The sequence below is a fragment of the Cellulosimicrobium cellulans genome, from assembly GCF_006539945.1.
GTDB classification, from domain to species: domain Bacteria; phylum Actinomycetota; class Actinomycetes; order Actinomycetales; family Cellulomonadaceae; genus Cellulosimicrobium; species Cellulosimicrobium cellulans.
Map to the genome: position 1 here is coordinate 97,826 of NZ_BJNZ01000009.1, position 23,655 is coordinate 121,480.

17 protein-coding genes are annotated in these 23,655 nt (G+C 73.1%); 13 read left to right on the forward strand and 4 right to left on the reverse strand.

The genetic code is table 11. From position 1 onward, the window contains the following. The first annotated feature begins 15 nt into the window (after positions 1–15). Positions 16–804: an alpha/beta fold hydrolase gene (locus CCE02nite_RS09215; RefSeq protein ID WP_255318753.1), complete on the forward strand. Its 789-nt coding sequence runs from the start codon at positions 16–18 to the stop codon at positions 802–804. A 39-nt stretch (positions 805–843) separates the two neighbouring features. Here the strand turns inward: CCE02nite_RS09215 and CCE02nite_RS09220 are convergent, their stop codons facing one another. Together CCE02nite_RS09220 and CCE02nite_RS09225 are read right to left on the reverse strand one after the other, a co-directional pair. Next, positions 844–1,290, reverse strand: a complete 447-nt coding sequence (locus tag CCE02nite_RS09220) for a hypothetical protein (RefSeq protein ID WP_141389346.1) — start codon at positions 1,288–1,290, stop codon at positions 844–846. A gap of 3 nt (positions 1,291–1,293) precedes the next feature. Next, on the reverse strand, positions 1,294–2,733 hold the full coding sequence (locus CCE02nite_RS09225; protein ID WP_141389347.1) for a coiled-coil domain-containing protein: 1,440 nt from the start codon (positions 2,731–2,733) through the stop codon (positions 1,294–1,296). 374 nt (positions 2,734–3,107) lie between these two features. Between CCE02nite_RS09225 and CCE02nite_RS09230 the strand changes: the two genes are divergently transcribed. From CCE02nite_RS09230 to CCE02nite_RS09240, 3 genes are read left to right on the forward strand one after another with little or no spacing between them, the layout of a single operon-like run. Further along, on the forward strand, positions 3,108–4,346 hold the full coding sequence (locus CCE02nite_RS09230) for a hypothetical protein (RefSeq protein WP_141389348.1): 1,239 nt from the start codon (positions 3,108–3,110) through the stop codon (positions 4,344–4,346). Further along, positions 4,343–5,380: a DUF8094 domain-containing protein gene (locus tag CCE02nite_RS09235; RefSeq protein ID WP_141389349.1), complete on the forward strand. Its 1,038-nt coding sequence runs from the start codon at positions 4,343–4,345 to the stop codon at positions 5,378–5,380. Before CCE02nite_RS09230 ends, CCE02nite_RS09235 begins: the two co-directional genes overlap by 4 nt. A 20-nt stretch (positions 5,381–5,400) precedes the next feature. Further along, on the forward strand, positions 5,401–6,351 hold the full coding sequence (locus CCE02nite_RS09240; RefSeq protein ID WP_141389350.1) for a tetratricopeptide repeat protein: 951 nt from the start codon (positions 5,401–5,403) through the stop codon (positions 6,349–6,351). A gap of 247 nt (positions 6,352–6,598) precedes the next feature. Here the strand turns inward: CCE02nite_RS09240 and glgB are convergent, their stop codons facing one another. Beyond that, on the reverse strand, positions 6,599–8,830 hold the full coding sequence (gene glgB, locus CCE02nite_RS09245) for a 1,4-alpha-glucan branching protein GlgB (protein ID WP_141389351.1): 2,232 nt from the start codon (positions 8,828–8,830) through the stop codon (positions 6,599–6,601). Positions 8,831–8,918: 88 nt separating this feature from the next. On the opposite strand from glgB, the gene CCE02nite_RS09250 reads away from it, so the two are divergent. From CCE02nite_RS09250 to CCE02nite_RS09295, 9 genes are all read left to right on the forward strand, one after another. Beyond that, the gene (locus CCE02nite_RS09250) at positions 8,919–9,935 is read left to right on the forward strand and encodes a LacI family DNA-binding transcriptional regulator (RefSeq protein WP_141389352.1); all 1,017 of its coding nucleotides are present in this window, start codon (positions 8,919–8,921) and stop codon (positions 9,933–9,935) included. A gap of 165 nt (positions 9,936–10,100) precedes the next feature. Then, positions 10,101–11,408 carry an ABC transporter substrate-binding protein gene (locus tag CCE02nite_RS09255; RefSeq protein WP_141389353.1) on the forward strand — a complete coding sequence of 436 codons (1,308 nt, stop codon included), beginning with the start codon at positions 10,101–10,103 and terminating at the stop codon, positions 11,406–11,408. Positions 11,409–11,509: 101 nt separating this feature from the next. After that, a complete protein-coding gene (locus tag CCE02nite_RS09260) occupies positions 11,510–12,427 on the forward strand; it encodes a carbohydrate ABC transporter permease (protein WP_255318754.1) in 918 nt (305 codons plus the stop codon). Positions 12,428–12,474: 47 nt separating this feature from the next. Further along, the gene (locus CCE02nite_RS09265) at positions 12,475–13,341 is read left to right on the forward strand and encodes a carbohydrate ABC transporter permease (RefSeq protein WP_141389395.1); all 867 of its coding nucleotides are present in this window, start codon (positions 12,475–12,477) and stop codon (positions 13,339–13,341) included. Further along, positions 13,338–15,860: a glycoside hydrolase family 2 protein gene (locus CCE02nite_RS09270; protein ID WP_141389355.1), complete on the forward strand. Its 2,523-nt coding sequence runs from the start codon at positions 13,338–13,340 to the stop codon at positions 15,858–15,860. The genes CCE02nite_RS09265 and CCE02nite_RS09270 overlap by 4 nt, the downstream gene beginning before the upstream one ends. After that, positions 15,857–17,137 carry an AGE family epimerase/isomerase gene (locus CCE02nite_RS09275; RefSeq protein WP_141389356.1) on the forward strand — a complete coding sequence of 427 codons (1,281 nt, stop codon included), beginning with the start codon at positions 15,857–15,859 and terminating at the stop codon, positions 17,135–17,137. The genes CCE02nite_RS09270 and CCE02nite_RS09275 overlap by 4 nt, the downstream gene beginning before the upstream one ends. Then, on the forward strand, positions 17,134–19,020 hold the full coding sequence (locus CCE02nite_RS21220) for a PfkB family carbohydrate kinase (RefSeq protein ID WP_308463690.1): 1,887 nt from the start codon (positions 17,134–17,136) through the stop codon (positions 19,018–19,020). The genes CCE02nite_RS09275 and CCE02nite_RS21220 overlap by 4 nt, the downstream gene beginning before the upstream one ends. A 285-nt stretch (positions 19,021–19,305) precedes the next feature. Beyond that, positions 19,306–20,580 (forward strand): cellulase family glycosylhydrolase, encoded by a 1,275-nt coding sequence (locus CCE02nite_RS09290; protein ID WP_141389357.1) that lies wholly within the window; start codon positions 19,306–19,308, stop codon positions 20,578–20,580. 106 nt (positions 20,581–20,686) lie between these two features. Continuing rightward, positions 20,687–22,039, forward strand: a complete 1,353-nt coding sequence (locus CCE02nite_RS09295) for a cellulase family glycosylhydrolase (RefSeq protein WP_255318755.1) — start codon at positions 20,687–20,689, stop codon at positions 22,037–22,039. Positions 22,040–22,138: 99 nt separating this feature from the next. Here CCE02nite_RS09295 and CCE02nite_RS09300 read toward each other — a convergent pair whose 3' ends face one another. Continuing rightward, positions 22,139–23,572 carry an aminoglycoside phosphotransferase gene (locus CCE02nite_RS09300; RefSeq protein ID WP_141389358.1) on the reverse strand — a complete coding sequence of 478 codons (1,434 nt, stop codon included), beginning with the start codon at positions 23,570–23,572 and terminating at the stop codon, positions 22,139–22,141. Positions 23,573–23,655 lie beyond the last annotated feature (83 nt).

Consider the following 23,655-nt stretch of genomic DNA (forward strand, 5'->3'; position numbering starts at 1 on the left):
CCTGAGGAGGACGACGTGACGACGGCCCCGCTCGAGACCTTCACGCTGCGCGAGGGGTACGGGACCCCGCTCGTGCTGCTGCACGGCTTCCCCCTGGACCACCGCATGTGGGCCGACGTCGCGGCCGCGCTGCCGGGCGACCCCACCGTCGTCGCCGTCGACCTCCCGGGGCTCGGTGCGAGCCCGCTGGCGGGCGGTCCGGCGTCCATCGACGCCGCCGCCGACGCCACCGCCGCCGCGCTCACCGCGGCGGGGATCACGCGCGCGGTCGTCGCCGGGCTGTCGATGGGGGGTTACGTCGCCCTCGCGCTCGCGGAGCGGCACCCCGACCTGGTGGCCGGCCTCGGGCTCGTGGACACCAAGTCGACGGCCGACACCGACGAGGCCGCCGCCAACAGGCTACGCATCGCGGACGACGCCGCGCGGTCCCAGACCGTCGACGCCGTCCTCGGCATGCCGGGCGTGATGCTCGGCGAGACGAGCAAGGCCGTGCGCAGGCACCTCACCGCGAGGCTCGAGGAGTGGATCCGCGGCCAGCGGCCCGACGGCGTCGCGTGGTCGCAGCGCGCGATGGCGGCCCGGCCGGACCGCACCCACGTCCTCGAGGCGTTCGCCGGCCCGGTGGCCGTCGTCGTGGGGGAGGAGGACGCGATCACGCCCGCGGCCGAGGCGGAGCACATGGCCGACGCCGCGCCCGACGCGCAGCTGGTCCTCGTGCCCGGCGCCGGGCACATGAGCGCGGTCGAGGACCCGGCGGCCGTCGCAGACGCCCTGGCCGACCTCCTGGCCCGCGCCGCAGCCTGACCGGGCGGGCCGTCCCCGGCGTGCCGGGGCCGCCGTCGGTCAGCGCCTGTCGAGCACCAGCGCGAGCGCGTCCGCGAGGTCGATCGACTCGCCGTCCCGGCCGCCCTTGCCCAGCACGAGCGGCGGGTCCGACGGCTCGACGTCCACCCCGCGCAGCCGCCCCAGCACGGTGCCGGGCACCCCGAGGACGTAGAACTCCCCGTCCTCGCCGACGGCGACGCTGCGGTTGCGGCGCAGGTACCAGCCCTTGAGCGGGGTCCGGTACGTGGCGCTGCCGTCGAACGACCGGGCACGCAGCGGCTCGGGCGCGAGGCCGCGCTCACGAGCGCGCACCACGAACTCGGCGAGGAGCGCGCGCGCTGCGGCGCTCTCCCGCGCCCGCTGGCGGTCGAGCTCGCGTTGCTGGTGCGCGGCGGCCTCGGTCCGCTGCCGACGCCAGTCGTCGGCAGCGGAACCGGTGCGGCCCGAGGGGTCCGCGGAGGACACCGGTCAGGCCGGCGCGGGGGCGTCGGACTCGGACTCGGACTCGACCTCGGCCTTCGCCTGACCGGCCGAGCCACGCTTCGTCGAGGCGCCCGACCGGTCCTGCTGGGCCGGCTCCTCGGCGACGACCGGGAACTCCGCCGTCATGAGCGTCGCCGCCCGCGCCTGCTGCGCGGGCGTGCCCGCGGGCACGGCCGGCTTCTTCGTGGCGGGAGCCTTCGCGGCCTCGGCCTCGCCGCCGAGGAGCCCCCGCAGCTCGTCGAGGTAGGTGTTGATCGAGTCGTGCTGGCGCGTGAGGTCCTCGAGCTGGCGCTGGGCCACGTTGCGCTGCTGCTCGGCCTCCGCCTTCGCGTCGCTCACCGTCTGGTCCGCGAACGACCGCGCCTCGGCGACGATCTGGTCGGCGTTGCGACGGGCCGTCGACATGAGGTCCTTGACGTACGCGTCGGACTCCCGGCGGACCTTCTCGGCCTGCTCCAGCGCGAGCGCGACGCGCTTCTCGGCCTCCGCCGCGTGCTCCTCTGCCGTGGAGACCAGCTTCTCCGTCTCGGCCTTGGCGGCGGCGTGCCGCTCCGCGTTCTCGCGCTCCGCCTCCTCGCGGCGGCGCACGACCTCGAGCTCGGCGTCGGCGAGGGCGGTGCGGGCCTTGTCGCGCAGCTCCTCCATCTCCGACGTGACCGCGTTGGCGGCCTCGGTCGCCTTGCGCTGCGCCTCGTCGACCTGGCGCTGCGCCTCGCGGCGCGCGTTCTCCAGGAGCTCGGCGGACTCGCGCTCGGCGGACTCGCGCTGGGCGGCGGTCTCCGCCGCCACACGGGCGCGCAGCTCGGCGGCCTCGCGCTCGGTGGTGACGCGCAGCTCCGTCGTCTCGCGCTCCGCCGTCGCCTTCAGCGTCCCGAGCTCGCGCTCGAGCGACGCGCGGCGCTCGCTCTCCTCGGTGGCGATGGCGCTCTGGATGCGCGCGGCCTCGCGCTCGGCGGAGCCGACGAACTCCTCGGCCCGGCGCTGCGCGCTGAGCAGCGTGCCCTCGGCCTCCGAGGCGCTCGTGGCGCGGATCTCCTCGGACTCGAGCCGCGCGCTGTTGAGGAGCTCGGCGACCTCGTTCTCGGCGCGGGAGCGCACCTGCCCGGCCGACAGCTTGGCACGCGCCATGATGTCGGCGGCCTGGGCGTTGGCCTGGGAGAGGATGTCCGCGGACTGCTCCTCCGCGGAGCGCATGAGCTGCTCGATGCGGGAGCCGAGGCCGGCGTACGAGGGGCGTTCGGCCTCGCGGAGCTGCCGCTGCGCGTCGGAGAGCTCGCTCGTGAGCTGCATGGCGCGGGCGTCCGCGGCCTCGACGCGCGAGCGCGCGTCCTCCACGGCCTTCTCCAGCTTGGCGAGCTGGGCCTCGACCTGGACGCGGTCGTAGCCGCGCATCGTGATGGGGAAGAGCGTGCGCTCGTCGGACACGTCGATGACCTCCGGTGCTGGTTCGTCGCGGCGTCCGCCGCCGGGCGGCGTCCCTCGCGAGGAGGGAGGGCGCGGCGGTCGTGCCACGGCCCCGCCGTGCTCCGACCAGGATACGGGGATCGGGCTGTCCTGAATACCCGGATTGGAGCAGGTGAGACGATGGTCGCAGTGCTGCGGGACGGACGGCGCAGGGCGAGGGGCAGGCCGGTCCGGCGGCGTCGCGCGCGCCCTCCCTGAAGGTCGGCTGACGAGCGTGGGACCGTGGGGAGAGGGCCTCGTGAACGGATCGTGAGGATCCGCGCCCGATCCCCCGCGGTCGATCGACGAGGGGTTTCGCACCTATTCTGGAACGTCGATCGACGAAGGGAAGCTCGGTGCTGCAACGAATCATCGCCGCCCTCCTGCTCGTGGGAGGGCTGGTGGCCGTCGGCCTCGGCGTCGCGTCCGCCACGGTGTGGCGGGACAGCGACACGGTCGTGGCGACCACGGCCTACACGGGGGACGGCACCATGCTCGTCACCGAGCCCGGGGTCCTGGACCTCGTGGCCGAGGACGTGACGATCCGTGCCACGGCACCGGGCGAGCAGCAGGTCACCCTCGCGATCGGGCGCGAGGTCGACGTGACCGGCTGGGTCGGGGAGGACGCCCACGGCGTCGTCACCGGGCTCAGCGACTGGGACGCGCTCGCGACCCGCGCGGCCGAGCCGGCCGCCGCGGAGGAGCCCGCCGAGGGCGAGACGCCCGCGGAGGGCGAGAGCCCCGCCGAGGGGGAGACCCCGGCCGAGGACGCGCCCGCCGAGGCCGAGACGCCTGCCGAGGGTGAGGCCGCCGAGGGGGAGACCCCGGCGGACGGCGAGACCCCCGCCGAGGGCGAGACGCCGGCCGAGACCGCCGTCGTCGGCGTCGACCCCGCCGGGTCGGACATGTGGTTCGAGGAGTCGACGGGCGCGGGCTCGGCGAGCCTGCGCTGGTCAGACCAGCCCGGCCGCTGGCAGCTGCTCGTGGCCGGCGTCGGGGAGGGTGCCGTCGCCCCGACGCTCGAGCTCTCCTGGCCGCGCCAGGTCGAGACCCCGTTCCTGTGGCCGGGCGTCATCGGCGGTGCGGTCCTCATCCTCCTGGGCCTCGGCATCGGCGCGGCGAGCATGCGACCGAAGCGCCGCGGCCCGTCGGGGCGCGGCACCGCGACGTCAGCCACTCCGGCGGTCGCCCCGGCCGCGGCCGCGCCGGGAACGTCGTCGGGCGATCGCGACGACGACGCGTCCGACGGCGAGGTGCCGACCGACACCGCGCAGGTGCGCATGCTCACGCGGCGCGAGCTGCGCGAGCGCGAGGAGGCGGACCGTCTCGCCCAGCAGCAGTCCCGCGCCCAGAAGCCGCGGCGCGCGTGGCTCACCGGCCAGATCCCGATCGTCGCGCGGGGCGAGCGGCGGCCCAAGACCGCGGCGCAGCCGGCCGTCGACGCGGCGGACGGGCACCCGACCACCCAGGACAGCGCGACGACGCGTGCCGACGCCTGGCGTCGGGCGTGGGGATTCACGCCGGGCAGCACGGGGACGAGCGAGGCGCCCGACCCGCAGCGCGACACGGACGAGACGAAGGACAGCACCCGATGATCAGCACCACCCGCGACACGGCACGCCCCCGCGGCGCGCGCCGTCACCTCGCCGGGGTGGCCGGCGGTCTGGTCGGCGCGCTCCTGCTCGCCGCCTGCTCCGCCCCGCTGCCGACGGCGCAGCCCGACCCGACCCAGGACCCGGCGCCTCCCGTCCTCTCCGAGGCGCAGGAGACCGTGGTGCTCGACGCGGTCGCCTCCGCGCTCGCCGCGGCGAGCGAGGCGAACGACCCGAAGCAGCTCGAGGGCCGCGTCACCGGCCCGGCGCTCGCCATCCGCACGAGCCAGCTCGCGGTCGCGGCGGCGCGCGGCAACGCGGACCTCGTGACCGAGCTGCCGACCGAGGCCCAGCAGGTCGTCATCCCGACGACGCAGACCTGGCCCCGCACCTCGTACGCCGTGAGCGTCCAGCCCGAGAGCCTGCAGACGCCTCGCCTGTCCGTGCTCGAGCAGGCCGGCGCTCGCGACCCGTACCAGCTCTGGGCGTGGGTCCGGCTGCTCCCCGGCGTGACCATGCCGAGCTTCGCCGACCCGAGCATCGGGAGCGAGGCCGTCGCGCCCGACGACTCGAGCCTCCTCGTCACGCCCACGGACGCCGTCGCGCAGTACGCCGACGTGCTCAACCTCGGGACGGGCTCCGGCTACGCCGAGGCATTCGAGGACGACTCCTTCCGGACGCTGCTCACCGAGCGCGCCCAGGCCTGGACCACGGCGCTCGAGCCCGCGGCCGGCAAGTACGCGCTGACGTTCACCCCGGACGCCGACGAGCAGGTCCGCGCGGTCCGCACTGCGGACGGGGGCGCGCTCGTGGTCGGAGCCATGACGTCGGCGGAGTCGATGACGGCGGAGGAGGGGGCCCAGGTCCCGCCCGACACCGAGACGATCAAGGCGCTCTACGGCGACAAGACCCCGACGAACGTGCTCAAGGTCGGGTACCAGGACGTCGTCGCGCTCTACGTCCCGCCCGCCGGGTCGGAGGAGAAGATCCGCGTCGTGGGCAACGAGCACGTCGCGACGTCCGTCGCGAACAGCTGACCCTCCCTAGGATTGCGTCCATGAGCGAACCTACCCAGCAGCCCGCGTTCGACGTGCGCGGAGCGGTCGACCTGTCCGCGCTGAACCGGCCGCAGTCCCCGCCGCCGGGGGAGGAGGGCGGCGCGCCCGCGGCCGGAGGCTATGTCGTCGACGTCACGGACGAGACGTTCGGACAGCTCGTCCAGGACTCGACGCAGTACCCGGTCGTGGTCCTGCTCTGGATCCCGACCGACCAGGCGAACGCCCAGCTCGGCACGGACCTCGGCGCGCTGGCCGACGAGTACGCCGGCCGCTTCCTCCTGGCCCGCGTCGACGCCCAGGCGTACCCGCAGATCACCGCCGCGTTCCAGGTCCAGGGCGTCCCGACCGTCGTCGCGATCCTCCAGGGCCAGCCGGTGCCGCTGTTCCAGGGCGCCGCGCCCGTGGAGCAGGTGCGCTCGGTGATCGACCAGGTGCTCCAGGCCGCCGAGGCGAACGGCGTCACCGGCCGGGCGCCGTCCCAGGGCGGCGACGGCGAGCCGGCGCCCGCCGAGCCGGCCCCGGAGCCCGAGCCCGAGCTCCCGCCGCTGCACCAGGAGGCGTACGACGCGATCGAGCGTGACGACCTCGACGCCGCCGTCGCGGCCTACGAGAAGGCGATCAAGCAGGACCCGCGCGACGCGCTCGCCGTCGCCGGCCTCGCCCAGGTCCGCCTCCTCCGGCGGACGCGCGACGCCGACCTCGCGACGGTCCGCGCCGCGGCTGCCGCCGCACCGCAGGACGTCGACGCCCAGCTCGCCATCGCCGACCTCGACATCCTCGGCGGTCACGTCGACGACGCGCTCGGCCGCCTGCTCGACCTCCTGCCCGGAGCCGACGCCGACGCCAAGGAGAAGCTGCGCGTGCGCCTCCTCGACTACTTCGAGGTCGTCGGCCCCACCGACCCCCGCGTCGGCAAGGCCCGCCAGCGCCTCGCGATCAGCCTCTACTGACGCACCTGCACCTGCACCTGCACCCGAACACGGACGATCGGCGGCCGGTCACCCACGGTGACCGGCCGCCGTCGCGCTGAGGAGGCGGCGCAGAAGGCGAGACGAAGCCGGGTGGGTGGGGTGGTGGCGCCGGGTCGTGGCGGGCCTGGCGGGAGCCGCGAGGGACGAGCGGCGGATGGTAGACCCGGCGCCACCACCCCACCCACCACCCAGGGCGACCACGTCCACGCACCCGGGCGACCAGCGGCTACCTCGATGACGGGACGAGGTACAGCGCGCCGAGCGGGGGCAGGCGCAGGGTCGCGGAGTGCGCGCGACCCTTCCACGGCACGGCCTCCGCCTCGACCTCGCCGAGGTTGCCGACGCCGGACCCGCCGTACACCTCCGCGTCGGTGTTGAGCACCTCGCGCCACGCCCCGCCGGACGGCAGCGCGACGCGGTAGCCCTCGTGCGGCGTCCCGGCGAAGTTCACGACGACGGCAACCTCACCCCCGTCGCGGCCGCGGCGCACGTAGGCGAGGACGTTGTGGTCGGCGTCGTCGGCGTCCAGCCACTCGAAGCCGGCGGGGTCGTGGTCGAGCTCCCAGAGCGCGGGGGTCGCACGGTAGAGCGCGTTGAGGTCGCGCACGGCGCGCTGGACGCCCTGCCGCCCGGGGTCGGCGGCGAGGCCGTCCCAGTCGAGCGAGCGGCCCTCGTTCCACTCGGAGTGCTGGCCGATCTCGCTGCCCATGAAGAGGAGCTGCTTGCCGGGGTGCGACCACTGGTAGGCGAGGAACGCGCGGACTCCGGCGCGCTTCTGCCAGTCGTCGCCGGGCATCTTGCCGTAGAGCGAGCCCTTGCCGTGCACGACCTCGTCGTGGCTGATGGGCAGCACGAACTGCTCGGAGTACGCGTAGACCATCGAGAAGGTGATCTCGTGGTGGTGGTAGCGGCGGTTGATGGGCTCCTCGGCGACGTAGCGCAGGGAGTCGTTCATCCAGCCCATGTTCCACTTGAGCCCGAACCCGAGGCCCCCGGCCGACGTCGGCCGGGTCACGCCGGGCCACGCCGTCGACTCCTCGGCGATCATCATGACGCCGGGCGTGCGCCGGTAGGCGGTGGCGTTGGCCTCCTGGAGGAACGCGATGGCCTCGAGGTTCTCGCGCCCGCCGTGCACGTTGGGGTGCCACTGGCCGGGGCCGCGCGAGTAGTCCAGGTAGAGCATGGAGGCGACGGCGTCGACGCGCAGCGCGTCGACGTGGAACTCCTCGAGCCAGTAGGTCGCGTTGGCGACGAGGAAGTTGCGGACCTCGTTGCGGCCGAAGTCGAAGACGTACGTGCCCCAGTCGGGCTGCTCGCCGCGCAGCGGGTCGGCGTGCTCGTAGCAGGGCGTGCCGTCGAAGCGGGCGAGGGCCCACTCGTCGCGCGGGAAGTGCGCGGGCACCCAGTCGACGACGACGCCGATCCCGGCGGCGTGCAGGCGGTCGACCAGGTAGCGGAAGTCGTCGGGGTGGCCGAAGCGTGACGTCGGGGCGTAGTAGCCCGTGACCTGGTAGCCCCACGACCCGCCGAACGGGTGCTCGGCGACAGGCAGGAGCTCGACGTGCGTGAATCCCTGCTCGACGACGTACGCGGTGAGCTGCTCGGCGAGGTCGCGGTACGACAGGCCCTGCCGCCACGACCCGAGGTGCACCTCGTAGATGCTGAGAGGCTGCGTGTGCGGGTCGTGGGCGGCGCGCGCGGCGAGCCACGCGTCGTCGGTCCACGCGAACTGCGACTCCACGACGATGCTCGCCGTGGCGGGCGGCACCTCCGCCGCCTTGGCGAGCGGGTCCGCCTTCTGCCGCCACGACCCGTCAGGGCCGAGGATCTCGTACTTGTAGCGCGCGCCTGCGCCCACGCCCGGCACGAACAGCTCCCAGACGCCGGTCGAGCCGAGCGAGCGCATCGGGTGGGTCGCTCCCCAGCCGTTGAAGTCGCCGATGACGCGGACCGCGCGCGCGTTGGGCGCCCAGACGGCGAACGCCGTGCCCGTGGTGTCGCCGAGCGCGCTGGGGTACGTGCGCAGGTTGGCCCCGAGGACGCGCCACAGCTCCTCGTGCCGCCCCTCCCGGAGGAGGTGGAGGTCCACCTCGCCGAGGGTGGGCAGGAAGCGGTAGGGGTCGTCGGCGGTCGTGGCCTCGTGGCCGTAGCGCGCCCGGACGCGGTAGTCGGGGGCGTGCCGGGTGCCGTCGGCGTCCTGGTGCACCGGGACGACGGCGGCCCACACCCCGTCCTGCTCGTGCGCGGCCGCGTGCTCGCCGTCGGTCGTGACGACGACGACCTCGTCGGCGAGCGGGCGCAGCACCCGGACGACGGCGCGCGCGTCGCCGGCGTCGGGCGCCAGGTGCGGGCCGAGCACGGCGTGCGGGTCGAACGTGCGCCCCGCCGCCGCGGCGGCGAGCGCGTCCGGCGGCACGACGACGGGGGGCGGGGCGGGGGATGCGGCGGACCCGGTCATGGGCCAACCTTTCCACGTCTACGGCACCGCCACGCGACGGGCTCGCCGGGTGGTCGCAGTAGGCTCGCGACCCGGAGGAAGGAGTGCCGTGGCAAGGATCACCATCGCGGACATCGCCCGGGAGGCCGGGGTCTCGACGGGTGCGGTGTCGTACGCGCTGAACAACCGGCCCGGCGTGTCGGAGGCGACCCGGGCCCGGATCCTGGGGATCGCGGCCGACCTGGGCTGGGCGCCGAGCTCGGCCGCGCGCTCCCTCTCCGGGGCACGGACGGAGACCGTCGGACTGGTCCTGGCGCGTGACCCCGGGATGCTCGGGGTCGAGTCGTTCTACATGCAGTTCCTCGCGGGCATCGAGTCCGAGCTGTCGAAGCGGTCGTACGCGCTGCTCCTGCAGGTCGTCCCGGATCAGGAGACCGAGCTGCGGGCGTACCGTGCGTGGCGCGCGGCACGTCGTGTCGACGGGGTGATCCTCGTCGACCCGAGCGTCGACGACCCGCGGATCGCGATGTTCTCCGAGCCCGAGGCGCTTCCCGCGGTCGTGGTGGGGGACCCGGCGCTCGCGGGCGGTCTGCCGAGCGTGTGGACGGACGACGCCGCGGCGATGCGTGAGTCGGTGCGTTACCTGCACGCCGTCGGGCACCGCCGGATCGCCCGGGTCGCGGGTCTGGAGGGGTTCGGGCACACGGGGATCCGCGACGCGGCGTTCCGCGAGGAGATCGCGGCGCTGGGCGCGGAGGGAACGGTCGTGCGCACGGACTACTCGGCCGTCCAGGGGGCAGTGGCGACGCGGACGCTCCTCACGAGCGCGGACCGGCCGACGGGGATCATCTACGACAACGACGTCATGGCGGTCGCGGGGCTGGGGGTCGCGAGCGAGATCGGTGTCCGGGTGCCGCAGGAGGTGTCGATGATCGCGTGGGACGACTCACCGCTGTGCGAGGCGACGTTTCCTCGGCTGTCCGCGCTGAGCCACGACGTCACGCGGTACGGCGCACACGTCGCCCGTCGCCTGTTCGACCGGATCGAGGGGAAGGCCGGGGGGAGCTTCCTCGACTCCACGCCGACGCTGCGGCCACGCGGGACGACGGCACGCCGCTCCTCCTGACGCGCTTCACCGGTCTCTGGCGGAGCTTCCGCGCCGATATCAGTTCGTTACGGGGCGGGGTTGGACTTACGAGAACTTAAGCGCTTCACTTGTTGTGTCGCCAGTGATGCCCGGTACGTGGGCTCGTCGCACGCGACGTCAACGACGACCAAGGAGTGGAACGACATGGCAAGGAAGCAGACCGCCGCCGTGCTGGCCGTGACAGCGCTGACGCTGGCCCTCGGCGCGTGTTCGAGCGGCCCGGGCGAGGGGGGCGGAGCGGAGCACGGCGAGCTCTCGGGCACCATCACCGTCCTGACCAACCGCACGGACATCGTCGACACCACGCTCCAGGACTACGCGGACCTGTTCCAGGCGGAGAACCCGGGCGTGACGGTCGAGTTCGAGGCGATCACCGACTACGAGGGTGACGTCTCGATCCGCCTCAACACGCAGGACTACGGCGACGTGCTCCTCGTCCCGAACTCGGTGAGCAAGGACCAGCTCCCTCAGTTCTTCGAGCCCCTCGGCACCGTCGACGAGCTCTCGCAGGAGTACCGCTTCATCAACGAGCAGGCCTACGACGGGGACGTCTACGGCATCGCGACCTTCGGTACCGCGATGGGCTACGTCGTGAACACGAAGGTCTGGGAGGCGGCCGGGATCACCGAGCCGCCCACGACGCCCGAGGCGTTCGTCGACGCCCTCCAGCAGATCGGTGAGAGGACCGAGGCGGTCCCGTACTACACGAACTACGCGGACGGCTGGCCGCTCACGCAGTGGCAGAACAACCAGGGGACGCTCGCGGGGACCGACGCCGTCAGCCTCCGGACCGCGCAGGACGACCCGTGGGCCGAGGGCAACGAGCAGTACGCGATCGACGGCCTGCTGTACGACGTCGTCGCCGCGGGCGTCACGGAGGAGGACCCCACGACCACCAACTGGGAGGAGTCCAAGACCCTCCTCGGCACCGGCAAGGTCGGCGCGATGGTGCTCGGCTCGTGGGCCGTGCCCCAGATGCAGGACGCGGCCGAGGCGGCCGGCGGGTCCGCGGACGACATCGACTTCTGGCCGATGCCGTGGCAGACCGAGGGCACGTTCACCTCGACCGTCTCGGGCGACTACAAGCTCGGCATCTCGAAGCACTCCGAGAACAAGGCGGCCGCGCGGGCGTGGGTCGACTGGTTCCTGAACGAGTCGACGTTCGCGGCCGAGCAGGGCGGCATCTCGCCGGTCGTCGGTGCCCCGGCGCCCGACAACCTGGCCACGTTCGACGCCCTGGGCGTCAACCAGGTCGAGCTCTCCCCGGCGCCTGCCGGTGAGGAGACGTGGGACAACGACATCAGCAACGAGGCGGAGATCGACCTCTGGGGAGACAAGTACCGCAAGCAGCTGGTCGACGTGGCCCGCGGCGCCGCGGACGGCGACAAGGAGTCCTTCTTCGCCGACCTCAACTCCCGCTGGGCGGCCGCGCGCGCGAACGTCGTCGGCTGACGCAGGAGTCCTGGTACGCGTGAGGCCCCCGGCCGCCCCGCTGGGGGTCTCACGCCCGTCTCGACCGAAATGAGCATGACATGGCTGTGACCAGTCCGACCGTGGCGACTCCGACCGAGCCGCGCAAGCGGAGCGCTACCTCCCGACCGCCGAGGCGACGGTCCGGGTCGCTCACTCCGTGGCTGTTCCTCGTCGTCCCGCTCGGGCTGCTGCTCGTGTTCACGTACCTGCCGGTGGCGAACATGATCTGGTACAGCTTCACCTCCTGGGACGGTCTCGACGCGGTGAAGGAAGGCGTCGGGTTCAGGAACTACGTCGACATCTTCACTCGTCCCGAGCTGTTCCGCGTCTTCTTCGTCAGCCTCTACTACCTGGTCGGGGCTCTGGTCCAGCTCGCGCTGGCGCTCTACTTCGCGACGATCCTCAGCTTCAGCACGCGGTTCCGGAACTTCTTCAAGGGCGTCATCTTCTTCCCGTACCTCCTGAACGGCGTGGCGATCGGCCTCGTCTTCCTCTACTTCTTCCGCCCGGACGGGACGTTGGACGCCTTGCTGGCGATCGTGGGCGTGCAGGAGACGCCGCACTGGCTCGGGGACCCGTCGATCGTCAACTACTCGCTCGCGGGCACGTCCGTATGGCGCTACATAGGCCTCAACTTCGTGCTGTTCCTCGGCGCCATCCAAGCGATCCCGGGCGACGTGTACGAGGCCGCGGACCTCGACGGCGCGACGTCCTGGCAGAAGTTCCGCTACATCATCTTCCCGGGTATCAAGCAGATCGTCGGTCTGTCCCTGATCCTCGCCGTCTCGGGCGCGCTCTCGGTCTTCGAGATCCCCTTCATCATGACGAAGGGCGCGAACGGTTCCGAGACCTTCGTCATCCAGACCGTCGACACGGCGTTCCGGTACTCCAAGGTCGGTCTCGCGTCCGCGATGGCCGTCGTGCTGCTGATCATCGTCCTCGTGATCAGCGCGATCCAACGAAAGCTCTTCCCGGACGAGAAGGGAGACCTGGTATGAGCGCCCCCACCGCACCCGCGCCGACCCGGATCACCGCAGCGGACACGATGCGAGGGGCCGTCGCCCGGTTCTCGAGAGGCGTCGCGCCCGTCGCCGGCCCGCTGGCCACGACGGCGAAGTACATCAGCCTCGTCGTCGCCTGCGCGGCAGCCGTCGTCCCGATCCTCACGATCTTCTTCGCGGCCTTCAAGTCCCGCGAGGAGTACGTGACGACCGGTCCGCTCGACCTCCCCCAGAACTGGTTCAACCTCTCGAACTTCACGAGGGCCTTCACGGACAGCGACATGCTCGCGGGCTTCGTGAACACCATGATCATCCTCGTCGTCGCACTTGCCGGGACGATCCTCATCGGCACCATGACCGCGTACGCGGTGGACCGGTTCGACTTTCGCGGCAAGAAGGTCGTCATGGCCGGATTCCTGCTGGCGACGCTCGTCCCTGCGGTCACCACGCAGGTCGCGACGTTCCAGATCATCAACGGCCTCGGGCTCTTCAACACCCGCTGGGCCGCGATCGTGCTCTTCATGGGCACGGACATCATCGCGATCTACATCTTCCTGCAGTTCATGCGCTCCATACCGCGCTCGCTCGACGAGGCCGCGATGCTGGACGGGGCGAACCGCCTGACGATCTACGCGCGCATCATCTTCCCGCTGCTCAAGCCGGCGATCGCCACCGTCGTCATCATCAAGGGCATCGCGATCTACAACGAGTTCTACATCCCGTTCCTCTACATGCCGTCGAGCAAGCTCGGCGTCATCTCGACGACCCTCTTCCGGTTCAAGGGACCGACGGGGTCGGAGTGGGAGGTCATCGCGGCCGGCACGATCCTCGTGATCGTCCCGACGCTGGTCGCCTTCCTCCTTCTCCAGCGACACATCTACAACGGCCTGACCGCAGGAGCCACGAAGTGACCTTCACCGAGACACCCGCCCTCAGGGCGACCCGCCGCGAGCTGCACGAGGGCTGGACGGTGAGCGCCGTCGGGGGGGCGATTCCCCTGGGGACGACCGTCTCCGACGTCCCGGCAACGGTCCCGGGGAGCGTGCACACGGACCTGCTCGCCGCAGGCCTGATCGACGACCCGTACCTCGACGACCACGAGCGCCTCCAGGCGTGGATCGGTCGCACCGACTGGGCGTACACCACCCGCTTCGCGTGGTCCCCGGACGGGCACGAGCGGCACGACCTCGTCTTCGACGGACTCGACACCGTCGCGGAGGTCCGGCTCAACGGGACGGTGGTGGGCACGACGACGAACATGCACCGCACCTACCGGTTCGACGTCGGTCCGCTGCTCGTCGAGGGTGAGAACGAGCTCGTGGTCCGGTTCTCCGCCCCCGTCCCGTACGCCGACCGGCAGAGCCTGCTCCTGGGCTACCGGCCGCAGGTCAACCAGCACCCGTTCAACGCGATGCGCAAGATGGCCTGCAGCTTCGGCTGGGACTGGGGTCCCGACACGGCGACGTCCGGGATCTGGCGTCCGGTGCGCCTCGAGTCCTGGTCGGTGGCGAGGCTCGCCCAGGTGCGCGTCCACGCGACGGTCGCGGGCGAGCCCGGCGAGCCCACGGCATCGACGGCGGGCCGGGTGCGCGCGGTCGTGGAGGTCGAGCGCTCCGGCGCAGGTCGCGGTCTCGCGCCGCTCACCCTCGCGGCGTCCGTCGCCGGGGTCCGGGTCCAGGTGCCGGCCGACGGCGGCACGGCCGAGGTCGACGTCGTCGTGCCGCAGGTCGATCTCTGGTGGCCACGCACGCACGGCGACCAGCCGCTCTACGACGTCGCTGTGGAGCTGCTGGGCGAGGGGGCGACCCTCGACGCGTCCACTCGTCGCCTCGGCTTCCGCACCGCGACGCTCGAGATGGAGCCCGACGAGGACGGCACGTCCTTCCGGTTCGTCGTGAACGGCGTGCCCGTCTGGGTCCGCGGGGCGAACTGGATCCCGGACGACGCGTTCCCGCACCGGGTGACGCGCGAGCGGTACGCGGCACGCATCGACCAGGCGGTCTCGGCGAACCTGAACCTCCTGCGCGTGTGGGGTGGCGGGATCTACGAGTCGGACGACTTCTACGACCTGTGCGACGAGCGGGGCCTGCTCACCTGGCAGGACTTCCTCTTCGCCTGCGCGGCCTACGCGGAGGAGGAACCGCTGCGGTCCGAGGTCGAGGCGGAGGTGCGCGACAACGTCGCCCGCCTCGGGCACCACGCGTCGCTCGTGCTGTGGAACGGCAGCAACGAGAACATCTGGGGCTTCCACGACTGGAGCTGGCTGCAGCGTCTCGACGGCCGCACCTGGGGGCTCGGGTACTACACCGACCTGTTGCCGCGCGTGGTCGCCGAGCTCGACCCGGACTGCGCGTACACGCCGTCGAGCCCGTGGTCGGGCAGCCTCGACGTGCACCCGAACGACCCGCGGCACGGCTCGATGCACGAGTGGGAGCTGTGGAACCGCCAGGACTGGCCGCACTACCGCGACACCGTGCCGCGCTTCATGGCCGAGTTCGGCTGGCAGGGGCCTCCCACCTGGTCCACCCTCACGCGCGCGATCAGCGACGACCCCCTGACGCCCGAGTCGCCCGGGATGCTCGTCCACCAGAAGGCGATGCAGGGCAACGACAAGCTCACGGACGGGCTCGTCGCACACGTCCCGCTGCCGGACGCGATGGAGGACTGGCACTGGGCCATGTCCTGGAACCAGGCGACCGCCGTGCGCACGGCGCTCGAGCACTACCGCTCCTGGAGCCCGCGCTGCATGGGTGCGGTCGTCTGGCAGCTCAACGACTGCTGGCCCGTGACGTCCTGGGCCGCGGTCGACGGCGACGGGCGCGTGAAGCCGTTGCTGCACGCGCTGCGCCACGCGTTCGCCGACCGACTGGTCACCGTCCAGCCGCGCGGGGAGGACGGGCAGCTCGTCGTGGCGGTCGTCAACGACTCCGCCGAGCGGTGGCGCGGTGACCTCGTCGTCCGGCGGACCCGCTACGACGGGGTCGAGATCGAGGCGGCGAAGATCCCCGTCGACGTCGCGGCACGCGAGACGGCCACGGTCCCGCTGCCGACCGACCTCTCCGCCCCGGGCGATGCCGCCGGCGAGCTGCTCGTCGCGTCGCTCGGTCACCAGAGCGCGACGTGGTTCTACGCCGAGCCGCGCGACAGCGCGCTGCGCAGCCCCGCGCTCCACGTCGAGGTGACCTCGACGGAGGACGGGGCACGGGTGCGCGTCACGACCGACACCGTCGTGCGGGGGCTGTCGCTCCTCGCGGACAAGGTCCACCCGGAGGCCGTGGTCGACGACGCGCTCGTCGACCTGCTGGCGGGGGAGAGCGTCACGTTCCGCGTCACGGCCCCGGTCCCGCTGGACCGCTCGGCGCTCGCGGACCCTCGGGTGCTGCGGAGCGTCAACCAGCTCGTCGTGCGCCGGACGGCGGTGCCCGCATGACGGCGCCGGCGATCGACCCCCGGCCACGCGGCGGGGTGAGCGACGAGCTCGCCTGGACCGAGCGCGAGACGCACGTCGCCTGGCTCGACGCGCACACGCGGACTCTGCTCGGGTTCGGGCGTCACGTCGTCGCGCCGGGGGGAGGGGCTGCCTACCTCGACGAGACCGGGACCCCCGACCCGGAGGCGGGCGTCCAGACGTGGATCACGTGCCGGACCGTCCACGTCTACGCACTCGGTGCGATGCTGGGCGTGCCCGGGTGCGAGCCGCTCGCGCGCGGGGCCCTCGACGGCCTGCTGGGACCGCTGCGCGACGCCGAGCACGGCGGGTGGTTCCACGCCCTCGACGCGCAGGGCGCACCCGATCTCGCCGCGGGAAAGTCCGCGTACGACCACGCGTTCGTCCTGCTCGCCGCGTCGAGCGCGACCCTGGCCGGCCTGCCCGGCGCGCACGCCCTGCTCACGGACGCGTGCTCCGTGTTCCTCGAGCGCTTCTGGGACGACGCGACCGGGCTGGTCGTCGACACGTGGGACGCGTCGTTCGCCGTCCTCGACCCGTACCGGGGACTCAACGCGAACATGCACGCGGTCGAGGCGATGCTCGCCGTCGCCGACGCCACCGGGGACGTCGCGTGGCGCGACCGTGCCGCGCGCGTGACCCGGCTCGTCGTGCGACTCGCCGGGGATCACGACGGCCGGCTGCCCGAGCACTTCGACGCCACGTGGACGCCGGACCTGGAGCTCAACGCCGACCGGCCCGCCGACCCGTTCAAGCCCTACGGGGCGACAGTCGGGCACGGGCTCGAGTGGTCCCGGCTCCTCCTGCACCTCGAGGGCGCCCTGGGCACGCTCGCGCCGTCCGACCTGCGCCCGACGGCGACCGCGCTGTTCGACCGGGCCGTGGCCGACGGCTGGGCCGTGGACGGCGCGGACGGATTCGTCTACACGACCGACTGGTCCGGTGCGCCCGTCGTGCGCGAGCGCATGCACTGGGTCGTCGCCGAGGCGATCGCCGCCGCGGACGCCCTGCACCGACGGACGGGAGATGTCCGGTACGCGGACCTGTACGCGACCTGGTGGGACTACGCGGTGACCTTCGTGGTCGACCACGACGGGGGATCGTGGCACCACGAGCTCGATCCGTCGAACCGCCCCGCCGGGACCACGTGGCCGGGAAAGCCCGACCTGTATCACGCGGTCCAGGCGACGCTCCTGCCGCGGCTCCCGCTCGGCCCGTCGATCGCGCGCGCCGTCCACGACGGGCAGGTGGCCTCGTGACGCGATTCCTCGTGGTCGGTGAGGCTCTCGTCGACGTCGTCCCCGACGGTCCGGGAACCACCCGGGACCTGCCCGGAGGGAGTCCCGCGAACGTCGCGCTCACGCTCGGTCGGCTCGGTCGTGAGGTGTTGCTCGCCACGGTGCTCGCCCCCGACGAGCGCGGCGCCCTGGTCCGCGACTGGCTCGCCGCGAGCGGCGTGGAGGTGGACGCGAACGTGCCCTCGACGGGCCGGACGTCGGCCGCGACGGTGTCCCTGGACGCCCAGGGGCAGGCGACGTACACCTTCGACCTCGCGTGGGAGCTCGGGCTCGTCGACCTCGGTGACGCGGGGATCGTCCACGTCGGCTCCGTCGCCGCCGTGCTCCCGCCCGGGGCCGATGCCGTCCGGGACGTCGTGCGCCGGGCGCGCGGGACCGCCGTCGTCTGCTACGACCCCAACGTGCGTCCCGCGCTCGTCGACGACCCCGCGGCGGTCCGGGCCCGCGTCGAGGAGCTCGTCGCGCTCGCGGACGTCGTCAAGGTGAGCGACGAGGACCTCGCCTGGTTCGCCCCGGGGACCGACCCGCTCGACGTCGCGCGCCGCTGGTCGGCGTGGGGCGCGGCCCTCGTCGTCGTGACGCGTGGGGGCGACGGTGCGACGCTCGTCCGACATGACGGCCGTCTGGTCGAGGTCCCGGGCCGCGCGGTCGACGTCGTCGACACCGTCGGCGCGGGCGACACGTTCACGGGGGCGCTGCTCGACGCGCTCGCGGCGCGCGGGGTGCGGGGCCCGGGAGGCGCGGACGTCCTGCGCCGACTGTCGGACGCGGCGGTGCGGACCGCGGCACGGTCCGCGGCGGTCGCCGCGTCGGTCACGGTGTCCCGTGCAGGGGCGAACCCGCCGACGCGGGCCGAGCTGCGCGCGGTCGAGGGTCCGGTGCGGCCCGCGCCGTTCCCCGGGGCGCCCGTGACCGGCATGACCTGGGGTTGGACGGGCGTGCGCGGGACCTGGACCGGTCCGGGCGCCGAACGCTCCATGGACGCGCTCCAGGGCCTCGGCGTGGACTGGGTGGCCGTGACGTTCTCCGCGAAGCAGGACACGCCGCAGTCGACCGTGGTCCGCTACGGCGACGAGCCGACGGTGAACGACGACGAGGTGCGCGCCGCGATCCGCGCGGCGAAGGCACGAGGCTGGAAGGTGTGCCTCAAGCCGGTGGTCGACTCCGCGGACGGGACGTGGCGAGCGTTCATCGGCTTCTTCGACGACGACGTCCCGGGCGAGCCCTCATGGGACGAGTGGTTCGCGTCGTACACGGAGTTCGTCGTGCGCCACGCGCGCATCGCCGCCGAGGAGGGGGCGGAGATGTTCTGCGTCGGGTGCGAGATGGTGCGGGCCGACGGGCGCGACGCGCAGTGGCGCGCCCTCGTCGCGGCCGTGCGCGAGGTCTACGACGGCCTGGTGACGTACAACTGCGACAAGTACCAGGAGGACCGCGTCACCTGGTGGGACGTGGTCGACGTGATCGGCAGCTCGGGCTACTACCCCGCCGGGACGTGGGAGCACCACCTCGACCGGATCGAGGCCGTCGTCGCGCGCGAGGACAAGCCGTTCGTCTTCCTCGAGGCCGGATGCCCGAGCCGCGAGGGCTCCCCGGAGAGACCGAACGACTGGACGCTCGCCGGGCCGCCGTCGGGTGAGGCCCAGGCGGCCTGGCTCGCGGAGATGTTCGCCGCCTGCGCCCGTCGGCCCTGGGTCGCCGGCTACTTCCTGTGGGACTGGCCGTCGCCGCTCTACGCCGAGGCCGAGGCGGCAGCGAACGACGACTACTGCGTGTACGGCAAGCCGGGCGCGGACGTCGTCCGGCGTGCCTACGAGGAGCTGCGGACGCGCTCGCGCGACTGAGCTCCCCGACTCCGGCAGGACAGCGGGGCGGGGCGTCCTTCCGACGCCCCGCCCCGCTCCGCTGCCGCCCTACCTGCGGCCGTGGCAGCGCGTCGTGGAGGGTGCCGAAGCGGACGAAAGACACCCTGGAATTCTCTTCGGGGATGCACTACCTTCGATATGAAGCGCTTAAGCGCAGACGGTGTCATCGGGCCACGACGGGCCGGATGAGGGCTTGCGGAAGGGCCCGACGACGACGTCCACCGAGCAGACCGGGCGACGACGCCCGGATCGGGAGGAAGATCGATGAGACGACTGTTGGCCATCGCCCTGAGCGTGGTGCTCGCCCTGCTCGCCGTGCCGGCGCTCGCCCAGGGGGCGAGCGCCGCGAGCGACGGGTTCTCCGTCCAGGGCGGGAAGATCTACGACGCGAACGGCAACCGGTTCGTGCCGGTCGGCGTCAACCACGCGCACGCTTGGTACCCGTCGCAGACGCAGTCCTTCGCCGACATCCGCGCCGCCGGCGCGAACACCGTGCGCGTCGTGCTCTCGGGCGGCCGGTACGGGACGAGCTCGGCGTCCGACGTGAGCGCCGTCATCGAGCGCTGCAAGCAGAACCAGCTCGTGTGCGTCCTCGAGAACCACGACACGACCGGCTACGGCGAGGACGGCAGTGCCCGGTCGCTCGCGAGCGCGGCGCAGTACTGGACCAGCATCGCGTCGGTCCTGCGCGGCCAGGAGCGGTACGTGATGATCAACATCGGGAACGAGCCCTTCGGCAACTCCGGCTTCCAGGACTGGACGACCGACACGATCGCGGCGATCCAGACCCTGCGCGGGGCGGGCCTCGCGCACACGCTCGTCGTGGACGCCCCGAACTGGGGGCAGGACTGGTCCTTCACCATGCGCGACAACGCCCCGGCGGTCGCGGCCTCGGACGGGAACGTGGTCTTCTCCGTCCACATGTACGGCGTCTTCGACACGGGGGCGGAGGTGCGCGCGTACCTCGACTCCTTCACGAGCCGAGGGCTGCCGATCATGGTCGGCGAGTTCGGTGACAACCACTCGGACGGGAACCCGGACGAGGCCACGATCATGAGCTACACGCGGTCCCAGGGGATCGGGATGCTCGGCTGGTCGTGGTCCGGCAACGGCAGCGGCGTCGAGTATCTCGACATGGTGAACGGGTTCTCCGCGAGCTCGCTCACGCCGTGGGGGGAACGGTTCGTCCGCGGCGCCGACGGGCTCCAGGTCCGCAACGCGCCCGTGGCCTCCGTGTACGGGGACGACGGTGGCGGTGGGGGCGACGACGGAGCCAGCACGGCGCCCAACGGGTACCCGTACTGCGCGAGCGCGTCGTCGGACCCGGACGGGGACGGGTGGGGCTGGGAGAGCAGCGCGTCGTGCGTCGTGCGCGGCTCCTCCGCGGACACGGGTTCCGGTGGTGGTTCCGGGGGCGGGAGCACGGCGCCGAACGGGTACCCGTACTGCGCGAGCGCGTCGTCGGACCCGGACGGGGACGGGTGGGGCTGGGAGAGCAGCGCCTCGTGCGTCGTGCGCGGCTCGTCCGCCGACCGCTGAGCCGGTCCGCCGCAGCGTGTCACGCGCATGAAGCGGTTCACTTGAGAGTCCATCCGATGGCGGATGGTGAGCGCGCTCGTGCGCGAGCGCAGAACGAAGGAGTTCGATGAGTAAGAACAGCACACGACAGCTCCAGCTCCGTACCCGTGCGATGTCGGTCCCGGCGTACGTCGCTGCGCTCGCCCTCGCCGGGTCGGGAGCGCTCGCGCTCGCCGCTCCGGCAGCCGCCGACGAGGCGACCACGGACGGTCTGCACGTCGTCGACGGTCGGCTCGTCGAGGCGGACGGGAGCGACCTCGTCCTCCGCGGGATCAACCACGCCCACACCTGGTACACCCACGAGCTCCAGTCGTTCGAGGACATCAAGGGCACAGGTGCCAACGCGGTGCGCGTCGTCCTGTCGAGCGGGGACCAGTGGACCCGCAACGACCCGGCGGACGTCGCGCGCGTCGTCCGCGAGTGCGACGTGAACCGGTTGGTGTGCGCCCTGGAGGTGCACGACACGACGGGCTACGGGGACGAGTACGCGCCCGCCGCGGTGTCGCTCGACCGCGCGGTCGACTACTGGGAGGACCTGTACCCGACCCTCGCCGGGACGGAGGACAGGATCCTCGTCAACATCGGCAACGAGCCGATCGGCAACGGTCCGATCGCGGACGAGTGGGCGGCGCAGACGTCGGCCGCGGTCCAGCGACTGCGCGACATCGGGTACGAGCACACGATCGTCGTCGACGCCCCGAACTGGGGCCAGGACTGGTCGCGGACGATGTACTCCCAGGCGCAGCAGGTGTTCGACGCCGACCCCGACGCGAACGTCGTGTTCTCCGTCCACATGTACGAGGTGTACGGCGACGGCGCGGTGGTCACGGACTACCTGGAGCACTTCGTCGACGCCGGACTGCCGCTGATCGTCGGCGAGTTCGGTCCGGCGCACCACGGCAACGACGTCGACGAGGACACCATCCTCGCCGAGTCGCGGCGCCTCGGCCTCGGGTGGTTCGGGTGGTCCTGGAGCGGCAACAGCGGTGGCGTGGAGGACCTGGACCTCGTCCAAGGTTTCGACCCGGCCTCTCCGTCCCTCTGGGGCGAGCGCCTGGTCTCCGGCCCGGACGGCATCGCCGAGACGTCGCACGAGGCATCGGTCTTCGCGAGCCGCACGGACGGATGCTCGGCCGAGCTGGAGGTTCAGTACCGGTGGCCGGGTGGCTACCAGGGCCAGGTGCGGGTGGAGTTCGACGGCGAGCCCGTCTCGACGTGGACCACCTCGTGGGGCGTGCCCGCGGGCAGCGAGCTCGTGCAGACCTGGCACGGGGCGCTCTCCGTGGACGGTGGGACCGCGACGGTCGCCGCCGAGTCCTGGAACGCGCACGTGCCGGCCGGAGGGACCATCACCTACGGCTTCTCCGGCCGCGGTGATGCTCCGGTGCTGGCACCGGTCGTCGACTGCTCGGCGAGCTAGGAAGCCGGGTCCGCCAGGTGGAGGTGTGGTCGGTCCGCGCCTCCACCTCGCCGTACCCGGCGCCGACCTCGCGGGGACCGCGCCGTCCTCGCGGACGGGTCAGGCGTTCCCCGCGAGCAGGCGGTCCACGGCGGCGAGCGGGATGGGCTCCCAGTCCGGCCGGTTGCGCGACTCGTACACGACCTCGTAGAGCGCCTTGTCGAGCGTGAGCGCCCGCACGAGCACCTCGGACGTCGCGCGGTCGACGCCGGCCGTGTCCGCCCGGCCGTAGGCGTCGAGGAACGCGGTGCGTGCCTGGACGGCCCACGCGGCGTCGCGCGCGCGCCCGACGGCGGCGGCGTAGTCGAACGACCGCACGATCCCGGCCACGTCGCGCAGCGCGAGGTCAGGGCGCGTGCGCTCCGCGACGGGCCGCAGGGGCTCGCCCTCGAAGTCGAGCACCTTCCAGCCGAACCGGCGCGCGTGCAGCACCTGACCCAGGTGCAGGTCGCCGTGGACGGTCTGGAGACGGGGGAGCGCGTCGGGGACGCGCGTGACGCTCGCGAGCCGGGCGGACGTGCGGTCCCAGAAGGCGGTGACGTCCGCCGCGCGCCGCCCGAGCGCGTTGGAGGACGCGACGGCCTCGTCCGCGCGCCGTCGCAGGTCCGCGACGAGCCAGCGCGCGTCGACGGGCGAGCCGACGCCGAACGCGCGGCGGAGCGCGCCGTGCAGGTCGGCGAGCACGCGTCCCAGGTCGGCGGCGAGGTCGGCGAACGAGGCGTCCTGCCCCGCGTAGGAGCAGGCGAGGTCGAAGCCGTCGCGCGCGCCCTCGACGAACTCGCTGAGGACCGCCAGGTGCGCGGAGCGGGGCGCCTCCGCGCCCGGGTCGACGGCGGCCGGGTCGTCCGCCGCGTCCCACCGCACCTCGAGCCACGCGAGCGGTCGGGGCACCCCGGCCCAGCCCTGGGCCGCCAGAGCGCGGGGGATGGTGACGTCGGGGTTGGGTCCGATCGCGATGGCGCGCAGGATTTTGAGCATGCTCCCGCCGGCGACCCGCGGCAGGAGCACCGAGCTGTTCGACTGCTCGACGCTCAACGCGCGTCCACCGGTGAGGTCGGTGGCGGCGTCGGGGCCTCCGCCGCGGGGACTCGCCCCGTCCGGTCCTGTGCCGCGGCTCTCCCACTCCGCCACGGCCAGGAGGGCCGCCCAGCACGCGGGGTGCGCGGCGCCGTCGTGCACGACCCATGCGGCGTCGTCGGCGCCGCCCGGGGCGAGCGTCCCGATCGGCGCCGCCCCGTCCGGGGCCGCGCCGGCCGGCGGGGTCGCCGGCTCGAGCACGAGGGGCACCTGCACGACGAGGTCCACGTCCTCCCCGACGAGCCGCAGCAGGTGGAGCTCGACCCGCGTCCCCGGCCACGCGCCGTCGGGCCGACCGGGCGCCGCCGCGGACGCCGGGACGTCGAGTGCGAAGGACAACCACGGCACGTGGCGCACGGCGACCCCCTTCACGGGGTACCACCGCCGCGCGGGCAGCCAGGCGTCCAAGAGCTCCATGAGCTCTGTCGAGGGCGGGTCCGTCCGCCGTACCGTCACACGTGCCTCCCAGGTCCAGGTCGCCTTCATGCCATCACGCGAGC

Coding starts and splice junctions, on each gene's coding strand:
- CCE02nite_RS09235 (WP_141389349.1), top strand. CDS start 4,343: ATGATCAGCACCACCCGCGACACGGCACGCCCCCGCGGCGCGCGCCGT.
- CCE02nite_RS09240 (WP_141389350.1), top strand. CDS start 5,401: ATGAGCGAACCTACCCAGCAGCCCGCGTTCGACGTGCGCGGAGCGGTC.
- glgB (WP_141389351.1), bottom strand. CDS start 8,830: ATGACCGGGTCCGCCGCATCCCCCGCCCCGCCCCCCGTCGTCGTGCCG.
- CCE02nite_RS09255 (WP_141389353.1), top strand. CDS start 10,101: ATGGCAAGGAAGCAGACCGCCGCCGTGCTGGCCGTGACAGCGCTGACG.
- CCE02nite_RS09265 (WP_141389395.1), top strand. CDS start 12,475: ATGCGAGGGGCCGTCGCCCGGTTCTCGAGAGGCGTCGCGCCCGTCGCC.
- CCE02nite_RS09275 (WP_141389356.1), top strand. CDS start 15,857: ATGACGGCGCCGGCGATCGACCCCCGGCCACGCGGCGGGGTGAGCGAC.
- CCE02nite_RS09290 (WP_141389357.1), top strand. CDS start 19,306: ATGAGACGACTGTTGGCCATCGCCCTGAGCGTGGTGCTCGCCCTGCTC.
- CCE02nite_RS09295 (WP_255318755.1), top strand. CDS start 20,687: ATGAGTAAGAACAGCACACGACAGCTCCAGCTCCGTACCCGTGCGATG.
- CCE02nite_RS09300 (WP_141389358.1), bottom strand. CDS start 23,572: ATGGAGCTCTTGGACGCCTGGCTGCCCGCGCGGCGGTGGTACCCCGTG.